Source organism: Streptomyces pallidus (ex Mingjun et al. 2026) (assembly GCF_051550185.1).
Lineage (GTDB): Bacteria > Actinomycetota > Actinomycetes > Streptomycetales > Streptomycetaceae > Streptomyces.
Genome location: NZ_CP196181.1, coordinates 2891992 through 2914402, shown reverse-complemented (window position 1 = coordinate 2914402; position 22411 = coordinate 2891992). Strand labels below are relative to the sequence as shown.

Annotated in this window: 24 protein-coding genes and 1 pseudogene; 23 read left to right on the top strand and 2 right to left on the bottom strand. The window is 73.3% G+C overall.

Going from position 1 to position 22411, the window contains the following annotated elements:
• Positions 1 to 338 precede the first annotated feature (338 nt).
• From ACSHWO_RS12500 to ACSHWO_RS12390, 23 genes and pseudogenes are all read left to right on the top strand, one after another.
• Positions 339 to 749, top strand: coding sequence for a DUF2690 domain-containing protein (locus ACSHWO_RS12500; protein WP_385838241.1), 411 nt, complete (start codon positions 339 to 341; stop codon positions 747 to 749).
• 79 nt (positions 750 to 828) lie between these two features.
• Positions 829 to 1257, top strand: a complete 429-nt coding sequence (locus ACSHWO_RS12495; protein ID WP_438311816.1) for a DUF2690 domain-containing protein — start codon at positions 829 to 831, stop codon at positions 1255 to 1257.
• A 37-nt stretch (positions 1258 to 1294) separates the two neighbouring features.
• A complete protein-coding gene (locus ACSHWO_RS12490; RefSeq protein ID WP_438311814.1) occupies positions 1295 to 1711 on the top strand; it encodes a DUF2690 domain-containing protein in 417 nt (138 codons plus the stop codon).
• 25 nt (positions 1712 to 1736) lie between these two features.
• On the top strand, positions 1737 to 2150 hold the full coding sequence (locus ACSHWO_RS12485; protein WP_361099513.1) for a DUF2690 domain-containing protein: 414 nt from the start codon (positions 1737 to 1739) through the stop codon (positions 2148 to 2150).
• A gap of 18 nt (positions 2151 to 2168) precedes the next feature.
• A complete protein-coding gene (locus ACSHWO_RS12480) occupies positions 2169 to 3245 on the top strand; it encodes a peptidoglycan recognition protein family protein (protein WP_438311812.1) in 1077 nt (358 codons plus the stop codon).
• Between the two features lie 46 nt (positions 3246 to 3291).
• Complete coding sequence (locus ACSHWO_RS12475; RefSeq protein ID WP_438311810.1) at positions 3292 to 4272, top strand: penicillin-insensitive murein endopeptidase; 981 nt, start codon at positions 3292 to 3294, stop codon at positions 4270 to 4272.
• Between the two features lie 46 nt (positions 4273 to 4318).
• A pseudogene (locus ACSHWO_RS12470) lies at positions 4319 to 4600 on the top strand (peptidoglycan-binding domain-containing protein); the annotation flags it as partial.
• Positions 4574 to 5239, top strand: a complete 666-nt coding sequence (locus ACSHWO_RS12465) for a peptidoglycan-binding domain-containing protein (RefSeq protein ID WP_438319059.1) — start codon at positions 4574 to 4576, stop codon at positions 5237 to 5239. The pseudogene ACSHWO_RS12470 and the gene ACSHWO_RS12465, both read left to right, overlap by 27 nt.
• A gap of 124 nt (positions 5240 to 5363) precedes the next feature.
• Positions 5364 to 6347, top strand: a complete 984-nt coding sequence (locus ACSHWO_RS12460) for a helix-turn-helix domain-containing protein (RefSeq protein WP_438311808.1) — start codon at positions 5364 to 5366, stop codon at positions 6345 to 6347.
• A gap of 75 nt (positions 6348 to 6422) precedes the next feature.
• The gene (locus ACSHWO_RS12455) at positions 6423 to 6722 is read left to right on the top strand and encodes a GNAT family N-acetyltransferase (RefSeq protein WP_438311806.1); all 300 of its coding nucleotides are present in this window, start codon (positions 6423 to 6425) and stop codon (positions 6720 to 6722) included.
• A gap of 107 nt (positions 6723 to 6829) precedes the next feature.
• Positions 6830 to 8458: a peptide ABC transporter substrate-binding protein gene (locus ACSHWO_RS12450; protein ID WP_361099526.1), complete on the top strand. Its 1629-nt coding sequence runs from the start codon at positions 6830 to 6832 to the stop codon at positions 8456 to 8458.
• Positions 8459 to 8497: 39 nt separating this feature from the next.
• Complete coding sequence (locus tag ACSHWO_RS12445) at positions 8498 to 9421, top strand: ABC transporter permease (RefSeq protein WP_438311804.1); 924 nt, start codon at positions 8498 to 8500, stop codon at positions 9419 to 9421.
• Positions 9414 to 10412, top strand: a complete 999-nt coding sequence (locus ACSHWO_RS12440; RefSeq protein WP_361099532.1) for an ABC transporter permease — start codon at positions 9414 to 9416, stop codon at positions 10410 to 10412. Before ACSHWO_RS12445 ends, ACSHWO_RS12440 begins: the two co-directional genes overlap by 8 nt.
• Positions 10413 to 10423: 11 nt before the next feature.
• A complete protein-coding gene (locus tag ACSHWO_RS12435) occupies positions 10424 to 11407 on the top strand; it encodes an ABC transporter ATP-binding protein (RefSeq protein WP_385838306.1) in 984 nt (327 codons plus the stop codon).
• Complete coding sequence (locus ACSHWO_RS12430) at positions 11400 to 12479, top strand: ABC transporter ATP-binding protein (protein ID WP_385838314.1); 1080 nt, start codon at positions 11400 to 11402, stop codon at positions 12477 to 12479. The genes ACSHWO_RS12435 and ACSHWO_RS12430 overlap by 8 nt, the downstream gene beginning before the upstream one ends.
• Positions 12480 to 13055: 576 nt before the next feature.
• Complete coding sequence (locus tag ACSHWO_RS12425) at positions 13056 to 13250, top strand: hypothetical protein (protein WP_114054011.1); 195 nt, start codon at positions 13056 to 13058, stop codon at positions 13248 to 13250.
• A 24-nt stretch (positions 13251 to 13274) separates the two neighbouring features.
• Positions 13275 to 14171, top strand: coding sequence for an N-acetyl-1-D-myo-inositol-2-amino-2-deoxy-alpha-D-glucopyranoside deacetylase (gene mshB / locus ACSHWO_RS12420; RefSeq protein WP_385838326.1), 897 nt, complete (start codon positions 13275 to 13277; stop codon positions 14169 to 14171).
• The gene (locus ACSHWO_RS12415; RefSeq protein ID WP_385838333.1) at positions 14168 to 14551 is read left to right on the top strand and encodes a DUF6113 family protein; all 384 of its coding nucleotides are present in this window, start codon (positions 14168 to 14170) and stop codon (positions 14549 to 14551) included. Before mshB ends, ACSHWO_RS12415 begins: the two co-directional genes overlap by 4 nt.
• A 206-nt stretch (positions 14552 to 14757) precedes the next feature.
• Positions 14758 to 16818, top strand: coding sequence for a hypothetical protein (locus ACSHWO_RS12410; protein ID WP_438311798.1), 2061 nt, complete (start codon positions 14758 to 14760; stop codon positions 16816 to 16818).
• A gap of 194 nt (positions 16819 to 17012) precedes the next feature.
• Complete coding sequence (locus ACSHWO_RS12405) at positions 17013 to 17975, top strand: ABC transporter ATP-binding protein (protein ID WP_438311795.1); 963 nt, start codon at positions 17013 to 17015, stop codon at positions 17973 to 17975.
• Positions 17972 to 18712, top strand: a complete 741-nt coding sequence (locus tag ACSHWO_RS12400) for an ABC transporter permease (RefSeq protein ID WP_438311792.1) — start codon at positions 17972 to 17974, stop codon at positions 18710 to 18712. The genes ACSHWO_RS12405 and ACSHWO_RS12400 overlap by 4 nt, the downstream gene beginning before the upstream one ends.
• Positions 18709 to 19896, top strand: a complete 1188-nt coding sequence (locus ACSHWO_RS12395; RefSeq protein WP_385849371.1) for a sensor histidine kinase — start codon at positions 18709 to 18711, stop codon at positions 19894 to 19896. The genes ACSHWO_RS12400 and ACSHWO_RS12395 overlap by 4 nt, the downstream gene beginning before the upstream one ends.
• The gene (locus ACSHWO_RS12390) at positions 19893 to 20510 is read left to right on the top strand and encodes a response regulator transcription factor (protein WP_438311788.1); all 618 of its coding nucleotides are present in this window, start codon (positions 19893 to 19895) and stop codon (positions 20508 to 20510) included. Before ACSHWO_RS12395 ends, ACSHWO_RS12390 begins: the two co-directional genes overlap by 4 nt.
• 49 nt (positions 20511 to 20559) lie before the next feature.
• On the opposite strand, the gene ACSHWO_RS12385 is transcribed toward ACSHWO_RS12390, so the two are convergent.
• Entirely contained in the window at positions 20560 to 21351 is a 792-nt protein-coding gene (locus tag ACSHWO_RS12385) for a transglutaminase-like domain-containing protein (protein WP_361089252.1), read from the bottom strand.
• Positions 21348 to 22328, bottom strand: a complete 981-nt coding sequence (locus ACSHWO_RS12380) for a GNAT family N-acetyltransferase (protein WP_438311784.1) — start codon at positions 22326 to 22328, stop codon at positions 21348 to 21350. The genes ACSHWO_RS12385 and ACSHWO_RS12380 overlap by 4 nt, the downstream gene beginning before the upstream one ends.
• Positions 22329 to 22411: the final 83 nt, after the last annotated feature.

Sequence of the window (22411 nt, the reverse complement as noted above, 5' to 3'; positions counted from 1 at the left end):
GGTGCCCCACGGCACCGGGGACCAGCCTTTTTCGGCCCCGGACGGCGGCCCGTACGGGCCGCGGGACGCCGGGCCGTCCCGCCTCGAAATGCGGGCGGGCGGGGCGGGTCGGGCGGAGCCCGTCGGCCCGTACGCCCGTGCGCCTGGCTGCCCGTACGTCAGGCCGGCCCGCCCCCGACCGTGTCCCGACCGGCCCGGGGCCCCGCCCCCGGGCCGTCCCGCGGGTGTCCCGCAGCCGTCGGGACGGGTGCGGGACACCCGGGACGCGGTGGCCGGTCTGGGAGTGTTCTGCCGCGGCGGACCGCACCGCCGCTCTCGGACACACCCAGGGGGACACCATGAGGAATTCGCTCCGCCGGTTCGCGACCGCGGGCTCGGTCCTGGCCCTGGCCGCCTCGGGCCTGCTGCTCGGCACCTCCCCGGCCTCCGCCGCGACCTCCTGCCTCGGCAGCACCTGCAACGGCCTCGACCCGGCCACGACCGTCTGCCAGAACGACGCCAGGACCGTCGCCACCTCGGTCCTGGGCACGGAGCTGCGCTACAGCCCGACCTGCCGCGCCGCCTGGGCCCGCTACCCCGGCGGCACCTCCTTCGTGCACGACATCAAGGTCGAGAACACCGCGGGCAACTCCTACTCCGCCCACTCCAACGGCAACGCCGTGTGGACGCGGATGGTGAACGACAAGGACATCGAGTCCCGCGCCTGCGCCGCCGACCGGACCGCCCGCGCCTGCTCCAGCTGGTACTAGGCCGCCCCGCGCCACCGGCGCGTCCGCCACACCTGACCGACCGAGCCGCACCGGCCGGCTCCCTCCGACGGAGATCGCCTTGACCTTCCCCACCCGCAGGTCCACCACCCTCGCCACGACGCTCGGCCTGGCCGCCTCCTCCCTGCTGCTGGCCTCCTCCCCGGCCTCGGCCGCCACCTCCTGCTACGGCAGCAGCTGCAACGGCCTGGACCCGGCCAACACCGTCTGCCAGAACGACGCCAAGACCGTCTACTGGGACGGCTGGCGGGCCATCGAGCTGCGCTACAGCCCCAGTTGCCGAGCTGCCTGGACCCGCCAGCAGGGTGTGGGCGGCCCCGACGGCGAGCCGATGACCCTCATCGTCGAGAACACCGCAGGCCAGCGATACACCACTGCCTGGAACGGTCACACCGCCTGGACGCGGATGGTGAACGACAAGGACATCAAGGCCCATGCCGGCGGTGTCTGGGACAACGGCAAGCAGTTCTCCTACACCGAGTGGTACTAGGCCCGCCGGACCCCGACACCCCGCGAGGAACGCTCCCTTGAACGGTTTCGCCCGTACGGCGGCCACGGCTGCCTCCGCCCTGGCCCTGGCCGCCTCCTCCCTGCTGCTGGCCTCCTCGCCGGCCTCGGCCGCCACCTCCTGCCTCGGCAGCACCTGCGACGGCCTCGACCCCGCCACCACCGTCTGCCAGAACGACGCCCGCACCGTGCTGTGGGCGGGCTGGAACGAGGTCGAGCTGCGCTACAGCCCGACCTGCCGGGCCGCCTGGGCCCGCAAGACCACCGGCGTGCCGGGCCGCGGCATCAGCGTCACCAACTCCCTGGGGAACTCGTACTCCACCGTGTGGAACGGCGGTACGGCCTACACCCGGATGGTGAACGACAAGGACATCAAGGCGTGGGCCTGCGCCCACTGGGACGCCGGCGAGCAGCATGAGTGCACCGCCGGGTACTAGACCTCCTACCGCGACGGAAAGACCTGTGAACCCTTCCACCCGCACCCTGGCCACCGGTGTCGCGGCGTTCGCGCTCGCCGTGTCCGGCCTGCTGTTCGCCTCGGGTCCGGCCTCGGCCGCGACCTCCTGCCTCGGCAGCACCTGCGACGGCCTCGACCCGAGCACCACCGTCTGCCAGAACGACGCCCGCACCGTGGCCCGGTCCGCGTGGGGGGTGGAGCTGCGCTACAGCCCGACCTGCCGGGCCGCCTGGGCGCGCAAGACCTCCGGTGCCTCGTTCGACACCGACATCAGGGTCACCAACGACCTGAACCAGTCCTACAGCGCCTACTACGGCGGCAACGGGACGGTGTTCACCCGGATGGTGAACGACAAGGACATCACCGCCCGGGCGTGCGAGCTGCGCTCGACGGGCAGCAACTGCACCGACCGGTACTGAAACTCGGAGGACTCCACGATGAAGTCGGCCCCGCGGCCCCAACTGCCGCGCCGCGCCTTCCTGTCCGCGACCTTCGCCCTCGGTGCGGCGGCCGTGATCCCGCTCTCGGCGGCCGGCCGGGCGGCCGCCGCCACGGGGGATCCGGCCGTCGCGGACTGCGCCTCCTGGGGCGCCCGCGCGTCGAGCAGCCCGGTCAAGGTCGTTCCCGCCCCGGCCCAGAAGATCATCGTCCACCACACGGCCACGCCCAACGTGACCGACTACTCCCAGGGGCAGGGATTCGCCCTGGCCCGCTCGATGCAGAACTGGGCCATGGACTCCCAGCACTGGATCGACACCGGCCAGCACTTCACCGTCAGCCGCGGCGGCCACGTCATGGAGGGCCGCCACGGCAGCCTCTCCGCGCTCCGGTCCGGTACGCAGACGGTCGAGGCGGCCCACTGCGCCGGCCAGAACACCATCGCGATCGGCATCGAGAACGAGGGCACCTACACGACGGTCGAGCCGCGCAGCGAGCAGTACGCCAAGCTCGTCGAGCTGTGCGCGTACGTCTGTCGCCAGTACGGCCTGCGCGCGTACCAGATCTACGGACACCGCGACTTCAACGCCACCCAGTGCCCGGGCGACCGGCTGTACGCCCTGCTGCCCCAGCTGCGCCGGGACGTCGCCGCGCGCATCGGCGGGGACCCGACGGCGCCGGTGTGGCCGCTGCTGCACAACGGCGACAGCGGCGACAAGGTGGCCGCCCTCCAGCACCTGCTGGTGCGGCGGGGCGCGTCCCTCCAGCCCGACGGGTCCTTCGGCCCGGCCACCGAGAAGGCCGTGCGCGACTTCCAGGCGCTGGTGACGGCCACCGCGGACGGCTGGGCCGGGAACCAGACCTGGCAGCAGCTCGTGGTCCCCGTCCGGCGCGGCGAATCCGGCGAGGCGGTCAAGGCCGTCCAACGCCTGCTCACGGCCCGCGGCGTCCCGACGGACGTCGACGGGGCCTTCGGGCCGGGCACCCAGAGCGCGGTGACCGGCTTCCAGAACACGGCCGGGCTGCCCGCCGACGGGGTCGTCGACGCCCGCACCTTCGCCCGCCTGCTCGGCTGACGTCCACCACCCACCGGCGCACGCTCACGAGGAGGAACACACCGCCATGCCCTCGACCACCTGGTCACACCGCTGGGGCCTGCTGCTCGCCGTCGTCGTCTCGCTGCTCGTCGGCCTCGGCACGCCCGCCCAGGCGCACGCGGGCGCCTTCGCCCCGACCCAGTCCCGCGGCAACAAGGGCTCGGACGTCGCGGCCCTGCAGTACCTGCTGAACGCCCACGGCGCGTCGCTCGGCGCGGACGGGGACTTCGGCCCCGGCACCGAGGCCGCGGTCCGCGAGTTCCAGACCGCCAAGGGTCTCGGCGCGGACGGCATCGTGGGCCCGAACACCTGGAAGAGCCTGACGGTCACCGTCCGGGAGGGTGACCGCGGCGAGGCCGTGAAGGCGCTCCAGCACCTGCTCAACGCCAAGCGCGGAGCCGGCCTGGCCGTCGACGGGGCCTTCGGTGCGGGCACCGCCGCCGCGGTGCGCACCTTCCAGGGCCACGCCGGACTCGACGCCGACGGCATCGCCGGCAGCGCCACCTGGACCAACCTGCTCTGGCACTACGAGTACGCCGACTACACCGCCGGCACGCTCTGCAACCAGAACCCCGACGGCAACACCTCCGCGGACTGGGGCACGGCCGCCGCCGTCGCCCAGCTGGAGGCCGCGGCCCGGACCTTCACCGCGACCGGCCGCGGCAAGGTGCCGGTCGGTGACATCGCCTTCGAGCACGGCGGGCCCATCAACGGACACGCCAGCCACCAGGTCGGCATGGACGCGGACATCTGGCCCGTGCGCACCGACGCCGCCCAGTGCGCCGGATCGCGGATCACCTGGCAGTCGGCCGCCTACGACCGGGCCGCCACCCGCGACCTGGTCAAGGCCCTGCGGGCCGCCGCGCCCGGCCACGTCAAGTTCGTCTACTTCAACGACCCCCAGCTCATCGCCGAAGGGCTGACGGTCCAGTACCCGAACCACGACAACCACCTGCACATCCGCTACTGCGAAGCGGTCCACCCCGACGCCGCCTACCAGTGCTGACCGCCCCGCACGTCCCGCACGCCCGCACGAGACCGAGGAACCCGCGATGAGAAGAATCCCGTCCCTGACGGCCGCCCTCCTGGCCGCGCTGACGGCAACCCTGATGGCCGCCCTGCTGGGCGCCCCCGCAGCCCAGGCGGCGGACTGGCCGCTCGTCCGCAAGGGCGACTCCGGCCCCCAGGTGACCACCGTCCAGCACCTGCTGACGGCCCGCGGCCAGAGCACCGGCGCCGACGGCGCGTTCGGCGACGGCACCGAGGCCAAGGTGAAGAGCTTCCAGAGTGCGAACGGCCTGTCCCCGGTGGACGGCATCGTCGGCGCCGACACCTGGTCCAAGCTGATCGTCACCGTCCGCAAGGGCGACAACGGGTCCGCCGTCAAGGCCCTGCAGACCCAGCTCAACCGCTACGGCTACGGCCTCGCCGTCGACGGCGCCTTCGGCGACGGCACCGACTCCAAGGTCCGCGCCTTCCAGTCCGCCAAGGACCTGGACGCCGACGGGATCGTCGGCCCCGACACCTGGCGCGCCCTGGTCTCCGGTTCCTCCGGCGGCAGCGGCGGCAGCAGCGGCCTGCTGACCCACGCCCAGGCGGCGGCGATCTTCAACGGCGCCGGCGGCATCGGCTGGACCTCCTCCGGCAACTGCTCGAACCGCAACAGCACCAGCTGCACCTCCTTCGACGGGCTGCGCCGGACCTCCGCCGACGGCGCGGTGGCGCTGCGCCGGGCCAGCGGCTGCACGCTGACCATCACCGGCGGTACGGAGACCGGCCACGCCGGCGGTACGTACAGCCACTGGAACGGCTACAAGCTCGACTTCAGCCCCACCAGCTGCCTGAGCAACTACATCACCGGCACCTTCCCGCGGACCGGTACCCGCGGCGACGGCGCGGCGCTCTACACCGCCCCCTCGGGCAACGTGTACGCCCGCGAAGGCAGCCACTGGGACGTCACCTTCACCGGCTGACCAGGGAAAAAGCCGGCCGCCCCGGACCACCCCCGGGGCGGCCGGCCTTCGTACACACTCGCGATACCCTCTTTCGCGCGCGCGGTCCCGTCGAACCGCCGTACAGCTCCTGGGGGGACGCGACATGACGGACAGTCACAGACGAAACGAGCAGCCGTCGGCGAGAGCCGCGCTGGCGGCCGAGATGCGCTGCACCAAGGACCAGTCCGGGCTCAGCTACGGGAAACTGGCCGAGAAGACCCACTACAGCAGGTCCTCCTGGGAGCGGTTCCTCAACGGCAAACAGCTCCCGACCGCCGTCGCCGTCCAGCAGTTCGCCGCAGCGACCGGGGGCGACGCCGAGCCCCTGCTCGAACTGCTGGAGCGCGCCGTCTCCGAGGAGGGCGGGCGAGCCGCGGCCCCGCCGGCCGCACCGGACGAGGAGGCCCGCCCGGGCACCGGGACCGCACCCGCACCGGCCCCCGCGCCCGGTGCGCGCCCCGGCGCCGCTCCCGCCCCGGCCCCCGCCGGCGGAACCGGCCCGGATCCCGCCCCGGCCGCGGCCCCGGCCCCGGTCGCGGTACGGCGCCGGTCGACCGCCTGGTCCGGAGCGCTCGCCAAGGCCGCCCTCGTCGTCGCCGGCGCGGTGCTCGGCAGCCTCGGCACCACCCTCGTCACCGGCGCCTTCGCCGGTTCCCCCGCCACCGGGCCGGAAGCCCGCACGGCGGCGGCCACCGCACCGGCCGCCCCGACGCCCACCGTCGCGCCCCGGCCGCCGAGCTGCCGCGCCGACTCCTGCTGGCGGCGCGAACCCCAGGCCGCGGACTGCCAGTGGGACGCCACCACGATCCGGCAGACCTTCCTGCGCGGGATGAACATCCAGCTGCGCTACAGCGCGGCCTGCGCGGCGGTGTGGGGGCGCATCGAGAACGGCACCGTGGGCGACTCCGTCGTCATCAAGGACGCCGGCGGCCGCGAGGAGTCGGCGGAGATCCGGATGGACCGGGACACGTACACCCGGATGCTCGCCGTCACCGCCGACGCCCCCTACGACAAGGTCACCATCTGCGGGGTCATCCCGCGTTTCCAGGAGACCGAGTGCTCCCCGACGGCATCCGTCCTCCCCTGAAAACCCTGTGCGGGCCGGGCGGAGCCGGCCCGGGGGCCGGGCGCATGCCCTTCACCGTCCGGCCCCCCGTCCCTGGTGTGGATCGCGGGCCTGCCCGGCCACGGCGACGTGGGCGTGCCGCTCACCCGCGACGACCGGGCCGCCATGGGCCGGGTCAGTCACCTCGGCGTCCGGTCGGACGTGCGCGGCCGGGGCGTCGGCGGCTTCCTGCTGCGGCAGGCCCTCGCCGCGTACGCGGTCCGCGGCCGGGACATCGTCGCCCCCGCCGCGGACATGCGGAACGAGACCGGCGCACTCGGGTTGTACGAGGCCCACGGGACGAAGCTCCACTACGCCGTTGACACCTGGGAGCTGTCCTTGCACTCGCATGGGTGACAGGCGCACGACGCACGGGTGCAATCGGTCCAACCCGCAGTGCACCGGGGCCCGCGAGGGGTGACATTGGCTCCCAGTGAGTCCCGGTAGCCGTAAGGAGGCACCCGATGCGCGCAGCCACCCACGCCAAGTGGGCCGCAGGGGCGGTGGCCGTCGCCCTGGCGGCGTCGGCCTGCGGAGGCGGGGGCGACAGCGGCGGGGGCGGCGAGTCCGGGATCGTCAGTTCCTCCTGGGGCGACCCGCAGAACCCCCTGGAGCCGGCCAACACCAACGAGGTGCAGGGCGGCAAGGTCCTCGACATGATCTTCCGCGGGCTCAAGCGCTACGACCCCGACACCGGCGCGGCCACGGACATGCTGGCCGAGAAGATCGAGACCACGGACAACCAGAACTTCACCATCACCGTGAAGGACGGCTGGACGTTCAGCAACGGCGAGCCCGTCACCGCCCAGTCCTTCGTCGACGCCTGGAACTACGCGGCGGACGTCACCAACAAGCAGAACAACGCGCCGTTCTTCGCCGACATCGTCGGCTACGACCAGGTCCACCCGGCCTCCGGCGAGCCCAAGGCGAAGACGATGTCCGGGCTGGTCCTCAAGGACGCCCGGACCTTCACCGTCGCCCTCGACAAGAAGTTCTCCACCTGGCCGCAGACCCTCGGCTACCAGGCCTTCTCCCCGCTGCCCAAGGCCTTCTTCACCGACCACACCGCCTGGTTGAACAAGCCGATCGGCAACGGCCCGTACGCCGTCGACTCGTACACCAAGGGCACCGGGATGAAGCTGCGCACCTGGGACGGCTACCCGGGGCCGGACAAGGCCGTCAACGGCGGCGTGGACCTCAAGGTCTACACCGACAACAACACCGCCTACACGGACCTGATCTCCGGCAACCTCGACCTGGTCGACGACATCCCCGCGGCGCAGCTGAAGAACGTCAGGAACGACCTCGGCGACCGGTACATCAACCAGCCGGCCCTCATCATCCAGACCCTCACCTTCCCCTTCTACGACCCCCAGTGGGGCAAGAAGGGCACGGAGAAGGTCCGCCTCGGCATCTCCAGGGCGATCAACCGCGACGAGATCACCAAGCAGATCTTCCGCGACACCCGCACCCCCGCCAAGGACTGGACCTCCCCGGCCCTCGGCGAGAAGGGCGGGTTCAACCCCACGCTGTGCGGGGAGGCCTGCACCTACGACCCCGCGGCCGCCAAGCAGCTGATCCAGGAGGGCGGCGGCCTGCCCGGCGGCCGGATGACCCTCACCTCCAACGTGGACACCGGATCGCACCGCGCCTGGATGGACGCCGTCTGCAACAGCATCAACAACGCCCTCGGCCAGGGACCCGTCTGCACGGTCAACCCGATCGGAACCTTCGCCGACTTCCGCAACCAGCAGAGCTCCTACAAGCTGACCGGGCCGTTCCGCTCCGGCTGGCAGGCCGACTACCCGCTGATCCAGAACTTCCTCCAGCCGCTGTACTACACGGGCGCCTCCTCCAACTACGGGAAGTTCAGCGACCCGCAGTTCGACAAGCTCGTCGACGAGGCCAACCAGGAGAGCGACACCGCCCGGGCGATCGCGAAGTTCCAGGACGCCGAGCGGATCCTCGCCGCCCAGATGCCGGCCATCCCGCTCTGGTACCAGAACGGCAGCGCCGGGTACGCCGAGCGCCTCTCCGACGTGGCCCTCAACCAGTTCAGCGTGCCCGTCTACAACCAGATCAAGGTCAGCTGACCGCAGCCGCAAGGCCCGCCGACACCCCGGAGCGCTCCAGTGGGACGTTATGTGATCCGGCGGCTGCTCCAGATGATCCCGGTGTTCATCGGCAGCACGTTCCTGATCTTCTTCATGGTGTACGCCCTCGGGGACCCCGTCGCCGCCCTCTTCGGCGACAAGGCCCCCGACCCCGCCACCGCCGCGCGGATCCGCAAGGACCTCTACCTCGACCGCCCCCTGTGGGAGCAGTACCTGCACTACATGGGCCAGATCTTCCAGGGGGACTTCGGCACGGCCTTCAACGGCCAGCCCGTCACCGAGCTGATGGCCTCGGCCTTCCCCGTCACCCTCCGCCTGACCTGCGTGGCGATCGTCATCGAGATCGTCGTCGGGATCACCCTCGGTGTGGTCAGCGGCCTGCGCCGCGGCCGGGCCGTCGACTCGGGGGTGCTGGTCCTCACCCTGATCGTGATCTCCATCCCGACGTTCGTCACCGGCTACGTGCTCCAGTACCTCTTCGGCGTCAAATGGGGCTGGGTCCGGCCCACCGTCTCCCCGAGCGCCCCCCTGAACGAGCTGATCCTGCCCGGCGTGGTCCTCGCCCTGGTCTCCCTCGCGTACGTCACCCGCCTGTCGCGCACCTCCATCGCCGAGAACGCCCGCGCCGACTACGTCCGCACCGCCGTCGCCAAGGGCCTGCCGCGCCGCCGGGTCACCACCCGGCACCTGCTGCGGAACTCGCTGATCCCCGTCGTCACCTTCATCGGCACCGACATCGGCGCCCTCATGGGCGGCGCCATCGTCACCGAGCGGATCTTCAACATCCACGGCGTCGGCTACCAGCTCTACCAGGGCATCCTGCGCAACAACTCCCCGACCGTCGTCGGGTTCGTGACCATCCTCGTCATCGTCTTCCTGCTGGCGAACCTGCTCGTCGACCTGCTCTACGCGGTCCTCGACCCCAGGATCCGCTATGCCTGAGCCGGCGTACGACCCGCTGGAACCCGGCGACGACGAAGCCATCGCACCCACAGGACAGGGCGGACAGATGGACCTGGCACTCGACGAGGCGGAAAGCCTGGAGAAGACCCTGGAACCCGACCCGGGCCGGAACGGGCCGGCCGAGAAGGCCCGCTCCCTGTGGTCCGACGCCTGGCACCAGCTGCGCCGCAACCCCGTCTTCGTCATCTCCGCCCTGCTGATCCTCTTCCTCGTCGTCATCGCGATCTGGCCCCAGCTCATCGCGAGCGGCGACCCGCTCCAGTGCGACCTGGCCGAATCGCAGCGGGGCTCCGAGCCCGGCCACCCCTTCGGCTTCGACACCCAGGGCTGCGACGTGTACACCCGCACCGTGTACGGGGCCCGCGCCTCGATCACCGTCGGCGTGTGCGCCACCCTCGGGGCCGCGCTGCTCGGCTCCCTCCTCGGCGGGCTCGCCGGCTTCTTCGGCGGCTGGAGCGACTCGCTGCTGTCCCGCGTCGCCGACATCTTCTTCGGCATCCCGGTCATCCTGGGCGGCCTGGTCTTCCTGTCCGTCGTCACCGGCGACACCGTCTGGCCGGTGGTCGGCTTCATCGTGCTGCTCGGCTGGCCGCAGGTGGCCCGCATCGCCCGCGGGTCCGTCATCACCGCCAAGGAGAACGACTACGTACAGGCCGCCCGGGCGCTGGGCGCCGGCCACACCCGGCTGCTGCTGCGGCACGTGGGGCCCAACGCCGTCGCCCCCGTCATCGTCGTCGCCACGATCGCGCTCGGCACGTACATCGCCCTGGAGGCCACCCTGTCCTTCCTCGGCGTGGGCCTGCGCCCGCCCACGGTCTCCTGGGGCATCGACATCTCCAACGCGGCCCCCCAGATCCGCAACGCCCCGCACATGCTGCTCTGGCCGGCCGGCGCGCTGAGCCTGACCGTGCTCGCGTTCATCATGCTCGGCGACGCGGTGCGCGACGCCCTCGACCCCAAACTGCGCTGAGGAGCGGGCCCATGCTGCTCGAAGTCCGGGACCTCCAGGTGGAGTTCCGTACCCGCGACGGGGTCGCCAAGGCCGTCAACGGGGTGAACTACTCGGTGGAAGCCGGCGAGACGCTCGCCGTGCTCGGCGAGTCCGGCTCCGGCAAGTCGGTGACCGCCCAGGCCGTCATGGGCATCCTGGACGTGCCGCCGGGCCGGATCGCGGGCGGCGAGATCCTCTTCAAGGGCAAGGACCTGCTGAGGATGAAGGAGGACGAGCGGCGCAGGATCCGCGGCGCCGAGATGGCGATGATCTTCCAGGACGCGCTGTCCGCCCTGAACCCGGTGCTCAGCGTGGGCGCGCAGCTCGGCGAGATGTACGAGGTGCACCGCGGGATGTCCCGCAGGGACGCGCGGGCCCGGGCCGTCGAGCTGATGGACCGGGTGAAGATCCCCGCGGCGAAGCAGCGGGTGGGGGACTACCCGCACCAGTTCTCCGGCGGCATGCGCCAGCGCATCATGATCGCGATGGCGCTGGCCCTGGAGCCCTCCCTGATCATCGCCGACGAGCCGACGACGGCGCTCGACGTCACCGTCCAGGCCCAGGTGATGGACCTGCTCGCCGAGCTCCGGCGCGAGCTGAACATGGGCCTGATCCTGATCACCCACGACCTGGGCGTGGTCGCCGACGTCGCCGACAAGATCGCCGTGATGTACGCGGGCCGGATCGTGGAGTCGGCACCCGTCCACGAGATCTACAAGCGCCCCGCCCACCCGTACACCCGCGGCCTGCTCGACTCCATCCCGCGGCTGGACCAGAAGGGCCAGGAGCTGTACGCGATCAAGGGCCTGCCGCCGAACCTGCTCGCCATCCCGCCCGGCTGCGCCTTCAACCCGCGCTGCCCCATGGCGCGGCCGGTGTGCCGCAGCGACGTGCCGCCGCTGTACCCGGTCACCGGGGTGCCCGTGCCGCGCGCGAGCGCCTGCCACTTCTGGAAGGAGTGCCTCGGTGGCTGAGCCCATCCTCCAGGTCCGCGACCTGGTCAAGCACTACCCGCTGACCCGGGGGATCCTGTTCAAGAAGCAGGTCGGTGCGGTCAAGGCGGTCGACGGGGTCTCCTTCGGGCTCGCCCGCGGCGAGACCCTCGGCATCGTCGGGGAGTCGGGCTGCGGCAAGTCCACGGTGGCCAGGATGCTGGTCAACCTGGAACGCCCCACGGCCGGCGCCATCACCTACAAGGGCGAGGACATCACCAAGCTGTCCGGCCGGGCCCTGAAGGCGGTGCGCCGCAACATCCAGATGGTGTTCCAGGACCCGTACACCTCGCTGAACCCGCGCATGACGGTCGGCGACATCATCGGCGAGCCGTACGAGATCCACCCGGAGGCCGCACCGAAGGGCGACCGGCGCCGGCGGGTGCAGGAGCTCCTCGACGTGGTGGGCCTGAACCCGGAGTACATCAACCGCTACCCGCACCAGTTCTCCGGCGGCCAGCGCCAGCGCATCGGCATCGCCCGCGGCCTCGCCCTGCGGCCGGAGGTCATCGTGGCCGACGAGCCGGTCTCCGCGCTCGACGTGTCGGTGCAGGCGCAGGTGGTCAACCTGCTGGAGCGGCTGCAGAGCGAGTTCGACCTGAGCTACGTGTTCATCGCGCACGACCTGTCGATCGTCCGGCACATCTCCGACCGGGTCGGGGTGATGTACCTCGGCCGGGTCGTGGAGACCGGCACCGACACCGAGATCTACGACCACCCCACCCACCCGTACACCCAGGCCCTGTTGTCGGCCGTCCCGGTCCCGGACCCCGAGGCGCGGGCCCACCGCGAGCGGATCATCCTGTCCGGGGACGTCCCCTCGCCCGCCGACCCGCCGTCGGGCTGCCCGTTCCGCACCCGCTGCTGGAAGGCGCAGAGCCGCTGCGCCGAGGAGGTCCCGGTGCTGGCGGTCCCGGCGGTCTTCCCCGCCGGTCCGGCGGCACACCCCTCGGCCTGCCACTTCGCGGCCGAGAAGCAGGTGGTGCCGTCGCCCGGGGACCTGCCGCCGCCCGCAGGCCTCCCCGGCGGCCCGGCCGGGCCCGGGAAGGACTAGCCGCCCGGCGAGTCCGGACCCGCGGCGCGGACCGGCTGCGCCGAATGGAGGAGCGCCCGGCCCGGCGCAGCAGCGCAGTCCGGGGCGCACGGGGGAGCGGAGCGCGCTGCCGGCCGGCGGGCCGGAATCCGACCCGACGAACCCGTCCCGTTCTGACGCATTCCGCGCGACCCGACCACCGACCTCCGCGCACCACCGGTTATTTCCAGCCAGGGCCGTGATTCCACCGCGTGGCGGCCGCCCGTGACCCCCGGGCGCCCGCGACCGTCCTCAGTCGACCCAACCCGGTTTACATGCAGGCAACTTGACCGATTCTGTCCGGAGATATGGGTACGGCAGGCTGGGTTCCGTACGGCCGTGCGGGTGCCGACGGTCGGCCGGGGGGTCGTCCGTGCTCCCCGGCCGGCCACCCCCGTGACCCTGCGCATGCGCGGCGTGCGCCCCTCGTGCTGCCGGATTTCGATCGATGCGCTGGTACGGATAGTTATGATCCGTAGCGCACGGTGGGTATGACTCCGCCGAGCACTGAGTACGAGTACGCGTACCGATGTCCGCTCGTCGTGGAGGTGAAACGCCGTGGCACTCTCGATCTCGGCCGTGGTGCTGCTGGCGATCGTCGTCTTCCTACTGGTCCGCCGGTCGGGCCTGAAGGCGGGACACGCCGCTGTCTGTGTGCTCCTCGGGTTCTATCTCGCGAGCTCGACCATCGCGCCGACGCTCACCCAGTTGACCTCGAACGTGGCGAGCATGATCAGCGGCCTCAAGTTGTAGGCCGTCGCTCGTTAGTCTTGCCCCATGAACGGTCTTCCCGCCCGTCGTCTGCTCTTCGTGCACGCGCACCCGGACGACGAGTCGATCAACAACGGCGTCACCATGGCCAAGTACGCGGCCGAGGGCGCCCACGTCGCGCTGGTGACCTGCACCCTCGGTGAGGAGGGTGAGGTCATCCCGTCCGAGCTCGCCCACCTGGCGGCCGACCGCGACGACGCCCTCGGCACCCACCGCATCGGCGAGCTGGCCGCGGCCATGGCCGAACTCGGCGTCACCGACCACCGGTTCCTCGGCGGCCCGGGCCGCTTCCGCGACTCCGGGATGATGGGGGTGGAGCAGAACCACCGCCCCGGCTCCTTCTGGTCGGCCGAGGTCGACGAGGCCGCCGCGTACCTCGTCGAGGTCATCCGCGAGCTGCGCCCGCAGGTCCTCGTGACCTACGACCCGAACGGCGGCTACGGGCACCCCGACCACATCCAGGCCCACCGGGTCGCCATGCGCGCCACGGAACTGGCCGCCGAGCCCGCGTACCGACGCGACCTCGGCGAAGCGCACACCGTCGGGAAGGTCTACTGGAACCGGGTCCCGCGCTCGGTGGTCGAGGAGGGCTTCGCCCGGCTGCGCGCGGCCGGCGCCGAGGCGTCCTTCCCGGGCGTGGCCTCACCGGACGACGTGCCCGGCGTCGTCGCCGACGAGCTCGTCACCGCGGAGATCACCGCCGACGAGCCGGTCGTGGCGGCCAAGGCGGCCGCGATGCGGGCGCACGCCACGCAGATCGCGGTGGACGGGCCCTTCTTCGCGCTCTCCAACGACCTCGCACAGCCGCTGTTCGTCCGCGAGTTCTACGAGCTGGTCCGGGGCCGTTCCGGCGCCCCCGCCGGCGAACGCGAGCACGACCTGTTCGCGGGGGTCGGGGTATGACCCGGGCCTGGACCGCGGGGCGCATCGCCGTCCTCCTCGGGCTGGTGGTACTCGGCCTGCTGACCGGCCTGGCCGGGTGGGTCGTCGTCGACCTCTGGTTCCCCGCCGGGGTGGCGCTGGCCCTGCTCGCGCTCTTCGGGCTGTTCTTCGGCGGCCGGATCGCCACCGGAACCGGCATCGGGGTGGGCGCGGCCGCGGCCGGCTGGTTCCTGGCGTACGTGGCCCTCGGTGTCCCGCGGCCCGAGGGCGACTTCCTGCTGGGTTCGTCCGGAATCGGCATGTACGTATACCTTTTGGGCGGAACCGTTGCGGCTGTGATGTGTGCCACCCTGCGCAATCCGTACGACCGACCGGTTTCGGCCGCGCCGGCCGCCAAGTGACACGCCGTTGAACTCGGGCGGGGTGCCCGCTGCGGGCGGTTGGGGCCGGCCGCGGCCGGTGCGCGCCAGGGGCTTGGAGGAAGCGAAGGGGAACCTCGGATTCCCCTAGGTCAGTTGCGTCCGCGCCTCGGCCAGTATGGTGGTCGGGCCGCCGAGCTGCCCGCGCACGGTATGACGGGCGGCGGAGCCAACCGGGAGAACCTGCCTTGAGTCGTGAAACCGACAGTCCGACCTCCGGGCCCCAGGGGCGCGGAGGAGCCGCATACCCCTCGGGTACCCAGCCGTACGGAACCGGCCAGCACCCGTCCGCGGACACAGCGGCGACTGCCTCGGAGGAGAACTCTGTGACCTCGAACCCGTCCACGCCCGACACCGACGGGCCGAAGACCGAGACCACCCTGACGACCCGGATCCGGATCAACATCCCGGGTTCGCGGCCGATCCCGCCGGTGGTCGTGCGCAAGCCGGTCGCCGCCGACCCGGACAAGGGCCGGGAGGCGCAGGCCGAGCCGGAGGCGGCGCCCGCGCGCGCGTCGTCCCCGGCGTCGCCCCGCGCCCTGCCCGCCGCGCCGTCGGCGTCCGCCGCCTCCACCGCGCCGGCCCCGTCCGCCGCACCGGACGGGCCCGCGGCGCCCGCCGAGGGGGACGACGCGGGCAACAACTGGTTCGCCCCCCGCAAGGCGAAGGCCGCCCCCGCCCCGGCCGCGCCCCTGCCGACCCGAACCCCCGCGGCCCCGCTGCCGACCCGGTCCCCGGCCGCTGCCGGGCCCGCCGCGGCCCCGTTGCCGGTCCGCACGCCCGCCCCGCCGACCCGGCCCGGCGCGGCCGCCCGCGGCGGCGCCCCGGCCCAGGACCTCCCCGGGGCCCCGGCGCGCGACTTCGCCGCCCCGCCGGCACCCGCCCCGGCCGGCCCCGGCTTCGACGCGTCCGACTTCGACGCGGGCTTCGCCGGCCCCGGCGCCCCCGGCGGCCAAGGCGGCCCCGCGGCCGACGCCACCCAGGGCTTCCCGCCCTTCCCCGGCGACGGCGGCCCCGCCACCGAGCCGTTCCCCGCCTTCGACGCCACCACGGGCCGCCCGGGCCCCGCAGGCCCCTCCGGCCCGACCGGCGGTCCCGCCCTGGGCAACTCCCCCCTCGGCGGCCCCCGCACCGACGAGGCCGCGCGCTGGCCCGGCCCGGGCCTCGGCGACCCGATGGCCGCGCCGGTGCCCCCGCCGGGCCCGGGCGCGCCCGGCGGCTCCGCCCCGCGCGGCCCGCGGCCGGCCCCGGCCCGCCAGGCCGCGGCCAAGCCGGCCGCCAAGCCCGCCCCCAAGCCGACCAAGGTGGCCAAGGCCCGCTCCAAGCTGGTCCTGCTGGGCGGCGGCGTCGTCGCCCTGTTCGGCGTCGCCTACGGCGCCGGGCTGCTCCTGAACCACTCGGACGTCCCCAAGGGCACCACCGTCCTCGGCGTCGACATCAGCGGCAGCCGCGACGAGGCCGTCGGCAAGCTCCAGAGCGCGTTCGGCAACCGGGCCGCCACCCCGCTGCAGCTGACCGTCGGCGGCAACCGGGTCGAGCTCAGGCCGGAGAAGGCCGGCCTGTCCCTCGACGCGCCGACCACCGTCCGCAACGCCGCCGGCAGCGACTACAACCCGATCACGGTCATCGGCTCGCTCCTCGGCAACGAGCGCGTCGCCGACCCCGTGCTGCCCGTCGACGAGGAGAAGCTCCAGGTCGCGCTCCAGGAACTGGCCGGCACCGCCGGCACGGTCACCGAGGGCACCATCAAGTTCGACACCGGCAAGGCCGTCGCCGTCCCCGGCAAGGCCGGCACCACCCTCGACCCGGGCGCCTCCGCCGACCTGGTCGCCAAGGCCTTCCGCGAGATGGTCGCCACCGGCAAGACGGCCCCCCTCGAACTGCCCGTCACCAACAAGGAGCCGGCCATCGGCCAGGCCGAACTGGACCGGGCCATGAAGGACTTCGCCGAACCCGCCATGTCCGGCATCGCCACCGTCAAGGTCGGCACCAAGTCCCTCGCCTTCGGTCCCAAGTCCCTGCCCAAGATCCTCAGCATGCAGGTGGTGGAGGGGCGCCTGGTCGAGAAGTACGACCTGGAGGCGCTGAAGACCACGTACGGGAACACCTTCGACGGCGTCCTGATCACCCGCGGCACCGGCGACAAGACCCCGGTCACCCCGCAGGACGTGGCCGGCGCCCTCGGCAAGGCCCTGCGCGGCAAGACCGCAGCCGACCGCACCGTGACGATCAGCACCAACCCCAGCTGACCCGAGCACGCCGCCCGGCACCGCACGGCCCCCGCCCCGGACCCCCGGGACGGGGGCCGTCCGCGTTCCCGCCGCCCGCGCCGGACTGCCCCGGCCGGACCGCCCCGTCATGCCGGGCACATGACATCCGTCATACGCTCCCCACGACGCCGGACACTGCCGCGCACACCCTCTGACCGGCCACGATGTGTGCCATGACGACGAAGAGCCCAGCGCACACCGCCGCCGCGCAGGACAGCGGACCCGGCGCCGCCCCCGTGGTGAGCTTCAGCAGCGTGACCAAGAGCTACGGCTCCGTACGGGCGGTCGACGGCCTCTCCCTCGAACTCCACCCGGGCGAGACCGTCGCCCTGCTCGGCCCCAACGGCGCCGGCAAGTCCTCCACCCTCGACCTCCTCCTCGGACTGCGCCCCGCGGACTCCGGCACCGTCCGGCTCTTCGGCACCGAACCGCGCGCGGCCATCGCCGCCGGCCGCGTCGGCGCCATGCTCCAGAGCGGCGGCCTGATGGAGGAGGTGACCGTCCGGGAGATCGTGGCCCTCGGCTGCGCCCTGCACCCGCGCCGCTACCCGGTCGACGAGGTCCTCGGCCGCGCCGGCATCACCGAGATCGCCGACCGCAAGGTCAACAAGCTCTCCGGCGGCCAGGAGCAGCGCGTCCGCTTCGCCCTCGCCACCGCCGGCCACAACGACCTGATCGTCCTCGACGAGCCCACCACCGGCATGGACGTCACCTCCCGCCAGGCCTTCTGGGCCACCATGCGCGAGCAGGCCGCCCAGGGCCGCACCGTCCTGTTCGCCACGCACTACCTGGAGGAGGCCGACGCGATCGCCGACCGCGTCATCGTCCTCAACAAGGGCCGGCTGCTCGCCGACGGCACCGCCGCCGAGATCAAGGCCCGCGCCGGCGCCCGCCGGATCTCCTTCGACCTCGACGCCGACGCCCGGGGCGACGAGTCCGACCTGCGCGCCCTGCCGCACCTCACCGCCTACGAGCGGCGCGGCGACACGGTCCGGCTCCAGTCGGCCGACGCCGACGCCACCGTCCACGCCCTCTACGCCCTGGGGGTCCACCCCCGCAACCTGGAAGTCGCCGGACTGGGCCTCGAACAGGCCTTCATCGCCCTCACCGAGGCCGAGGAGGCCGCAGCGTCATGACCCAGCTCGTCACGCTCGAAATAGCCCGTGCGCTGCGCAACAAGAAGTACCTGTTCTTCACCGTGCTCTACCCCTCCGCCCTGTTCCTGATGCTCGGCGGCACCCTCAGCGGGACCACCGAGGTCATGGGCACCGAACTGGCCATGCCGGCCTTCTACATGGTCGCCATGGCCTCCTTCGGCGCCCTGACCGCCGTCCTGCTGGGCAACAGCGAGCGCATCGCCAAGGAGCGCGAGCAGGGCTGGGTCCGCCAGCTGCGCCTGACCGCCCTGCCCGGCCGCGGCTACGTCCTCGCCAAGACCGCGAGCGCCGGCGTGCTGTCCCTGCCCGCCATCCTCGCCGTCTTCGTCATCGCCGCCGCCGTCAAGGGCGTCCGCTTCGAGGCCTGGCAGTGGCTCGCCCTGACCGGCTCCATCTGGGCCGGCAGCCTGGTCTTCGCCGCCCTCGGCGTGGCCATCGGCTACCTGGCCACCGGGGACACCGCCCGCCCGCTGGCGATGCTCTTCTACTTCGGCCTGTCCATCCTCGGCGGGCTGTGGATGCCCACCGCCGCCTTCCCCCAGTGGCTGCAGGACATCTGCGAGTGGCTGCCGACCCACGCCTACGCGGGACTCGGCCAGGCCATCGAGCTCGGAGGCGCCCCCCACCTGAAGGACGTGGCCATCCTCGCCGTGTACTTCGTACTCTTCACCGGTGCCGCCGCCTGGCTGTACCGCAAGGACTCGCTGAAGGCATGACGGGGGAGGGGAGCGTGGGCGCGCAGAGCAGCCCGGAGCCGGTGCTGGCCGCCCGGCGCGAGAACCGGCGCAACAGGGCCGTGAGGGCGCTGTGGATCGCCCTGTGGCTCGTCTACCTCCAGGCGCCCGTCGGCGACCTCGTCCACGGCGGCCACGGCACGGTGGCCCGGACCCTCGGCGGCCTGGGCCTGGCCGCCTTCGTCGCCTGGTACCTGGCCCTCGCCGTCCGCGCCGGCCGGCCGGCCGGCGCGCGGTGGATCGTGTCCTCTGCCGTGCTGCTCTCCGCCCTGGCCGCGGTCCTGTCCCTGTCCCTGGGACGCGAATGGCTCGTGCTCTTCGTGTACGTGTCGATCGCCTCCGGCGCGGCCCTGCCCGGCGAGCTGTCCCGCTGGATGGTGCCGGGGGCGACCCTGCTGCTGGCGGTGACCGCGAACGCCGTACCGGGTGGTGGCGAGTACCTCGCCGACCTGCTGATCCCGGCCCTGATGGGCGGCTTCGCGATGGCCGGCATCCGCGCGATGATCCGCACCACCCTGGAACTGCGCGAGGCGCGGGCCACGGTGGCGCAGCTCGCGGCCAACGAGGAGCGCCTGCGGATGGCCCGCGACCTGCACGACCTCCTGGGCCATTCACTGTCCCTGATCACGCTCAAGAGCGAGCTGGCCGGCCGGATGCTGCCCGGCCAGCCCGAGCGGGCGGCCCAGCAGGTCGCCGACATCGAGCGGGTCAGCCGGCAGGCGCTGGTCGACGTGCGGGAGGCCGTCACCGGCTACCGGCGGGCGACGCTGCCCGGCGAACTGGCCGGGGCGAAGACCGCCCTGACGGCGGCCGGTGTGCTCGCGGACCTCCCCGCCGGGGGCGTGGACGACCTCCCCCTGGACGCGCTCCCCGAGGACGCCGAGGCGGCCCTGGCCTGGTCGCTGCGCGAGGCGGTGACCAACGTGGTCCGCCACAGCGGCGCCAAGCGGTGCACGGTCACCCTGCAGGCGCAGCAGACGCTGGCGGGACGGCTCGTCGAGCTGTGCGTGTCCGACGACGGCGCGGGCGGCCACCCGGTCCCCGGCAACGGCCTCACGGGCCTGACGGAGCGTCTGGAGGCCGTCGGCGGCAGCCTGTCGGCCGGTCCGGCCGGCAAGCGCGGATTCCGCCTGCTGGCCCGGGTGCCCCTAGGATCCGGATCATGACGGCGCGCCCGATACGGATCCTCCTGGCCGAAGACCAGTCCATGGTCCGCGAGGCCCTCGCCGCCCTGCTCGGCCTGGAGCCCGACATCGAGGTGGTCGTCCAGGTGGCCCGCGGCGACGAGGTGGTGCCCGCCGCCCGCGCCCACGACGTGGACGTGGCCCTGCTCGACATCGAGATGCCGGGCATGACGGGCATCGAGGCGGCGGCCGCGCTGCGCGCGGCGCTGCCCGGGCTGCGGATCGTCGTCCTGACCACCTTCGGCCGGCCCGGCTACCTGCGCGGTGCCATGGAAGCGGGGGCGTCGGCGTTCCTGGTCAAGGACGCCCCGGCCGCACAACTCGCCGACGCGGTGCGCAGGGTCCTGGCGGGGGAGCGGGTCATCGACCCGGCGCTGGCCGCGGCCGCCCTCGCGGAGGGCGCGAACCCGCTGACCGAACGCGAGCGGGAGGTCCTGCGGGCCGCCGAGAACGGGGCGACCAACGCGGAACTCGCCGCCGCCCTGCACCTCTCCCAGGGCACGGTCCGCAACTACCTGTCCACGGCCATCCAGAAGCTGGCCTCCCGCAACCGTGCCGAAGCGGTCCGCGTGGCCCGCGAGAAGGGCTGGCTCTGACGGCGGGGGCCGCCGGGCCGCGGCCCGGTCCGGCCCGCCCTCTCCGCCCTCAGTTGAGCAGGGCGCGGGCCGAGAGGGCCTCCGAGCGGATCCGGGCCGCGGCGTCGGCGTCCACCGCCGCGACCACCTCCGCGTACGCCTCCAGCTCCGCCGCACCCGTACGGAACTCCCCGCGCTCCACGAGCAGCCGGGCCCGCTCGTAGCGCAGCGACGCCGGGTGCGAGGGCAGCAGCAGCGACAGGTCCAGCGACCACAGGGCGACCGCCGACTGCTCGGGCCGGGCCGAGGCCCAGGCCCGGATGTTGTTGAGGATCCGCAGGACGATCTCCAGCGTGCCGGCCGGGGTGCGCGGCCCGGACGCGAGCTCCGCCGGACCCGTGCCCAGCGAGGCCCCGCCCGCGAAGGGGTCCACCACGACCCCCTCCTCCGGATCGCCGAAGCCGACCACGAAGTGCCCCGGCAGGCCGAGCCCGTACACGGGCGCGCCCGCCCGCCGGGCGACCTCCAGCCAGACCACGGACAGCAGGATCGGCAGGCCCCGGCGCCGCCGCAGCACCTCGTGCAGCAGCGAGGACGACAGCCTCCCGTAGTCCGCGGGCGTGCCGTGGAAGCCCAGCCGCCCGCCGAGCAGCTCCGTCACCGCCGAGGCCCAGGCCCGCGCGCCGCGCAGCCCGTACGGCAGCATGCCCGCCAGCCGGTCCAGCTCGATCTGCGCCCAGTCCATGGCCCGTTCGTCGAGCTCCGGGTCCGCCTCGGCGGCCAGCAGCAGGCACAGCACGGCCAGGTCGGGCCGCTCCGAGCGGGCCTCCCGGGCGAACAGCTCCCGGTCCCGCGCACTCATCGCGGGTTCCGGTAGTGGTGGTAGGCGTGGTGCGGCACGAAGCCCATCCCCTCGTAGAGAGCCAGGCCCGCCGCGTTGTCCGTCTCCACCTGGAGCCAGGCCGCCGAGGCGCCCTCCTCCAGGGCCCGCGCGGCCAGCGCCGCCATCACCGCCGTCGCCAGCCCCTCGCGCCGGTGCGCCGGGTCGACCTCGACCGCAGCGAAACCGGCCCACCGGCCGTCGGCCACGAGCCGGCCGATCGCCCGCCCGGGCACCCTCGCGAACCAGACCGACGGCCCGGCCGCCAGCACCCGGCGGGCGACCGCCGGGTCGGCCACCCGCCCGTACCGTCCGAGCCACTCCTCGTCCGGGGTGCGGGACAGCAGCACCTGCGCGGTGTCCGCGGCCGTGTCCGCGAGCGGTGCCAGGGCCGCGACGCGGACCTCCGCCGACACCTCCCGGACCCAGCCGCGCCGCTCCAGGTCGGCGCACAGCAGCTCCTGGGTGCCGGCGGCCCCCGTGGCCGCCTGCACATACGCCGGAAGCCCTCGTTCCGCGTACCAGGACGTCACCCGCGCGAGTGCTTCGTCCAGCGGCACCCCCGGGCCGCCGAGGGGCAGCACCGAATTGGCCCGCCGGGTGAATCCTGCGGCCGCGCGCAGCGTCCAGTCGCCCAGCGGCTCGCTCTCCAGCGGCTGCCAGGACCGCGCCCCGATGCGCGCCAACTCCTCGAACGAGGCCGCGGGGCCCCGCCTGCGAGCCGGCGCTGCGGGGACGACCTTGCCCGCGACCAGCGACGATTCCGCGATGCGGACGGACTCGCCGCTCTTTCGTGTGATCGTCAGCACACCCTGTTCCCACGATGTGAGAACCCCTACCGTATCGGTGAACGCGGGCGCGGCCTTCGAGCCGCTCTCCACCCGTCGTACGGACACTCGTTTACCCACGTCAGCCGGGGTGATACGAATCTCCAGCAGCCCGCCTGCCGCGATTTCCACAGCTCTGTCCGCCCCTCCTGTTCGGATCGTGCCCGGGAACGGAGATACTAGGCGTGGGCATCGACGACGCCGCGCTCCCGCGC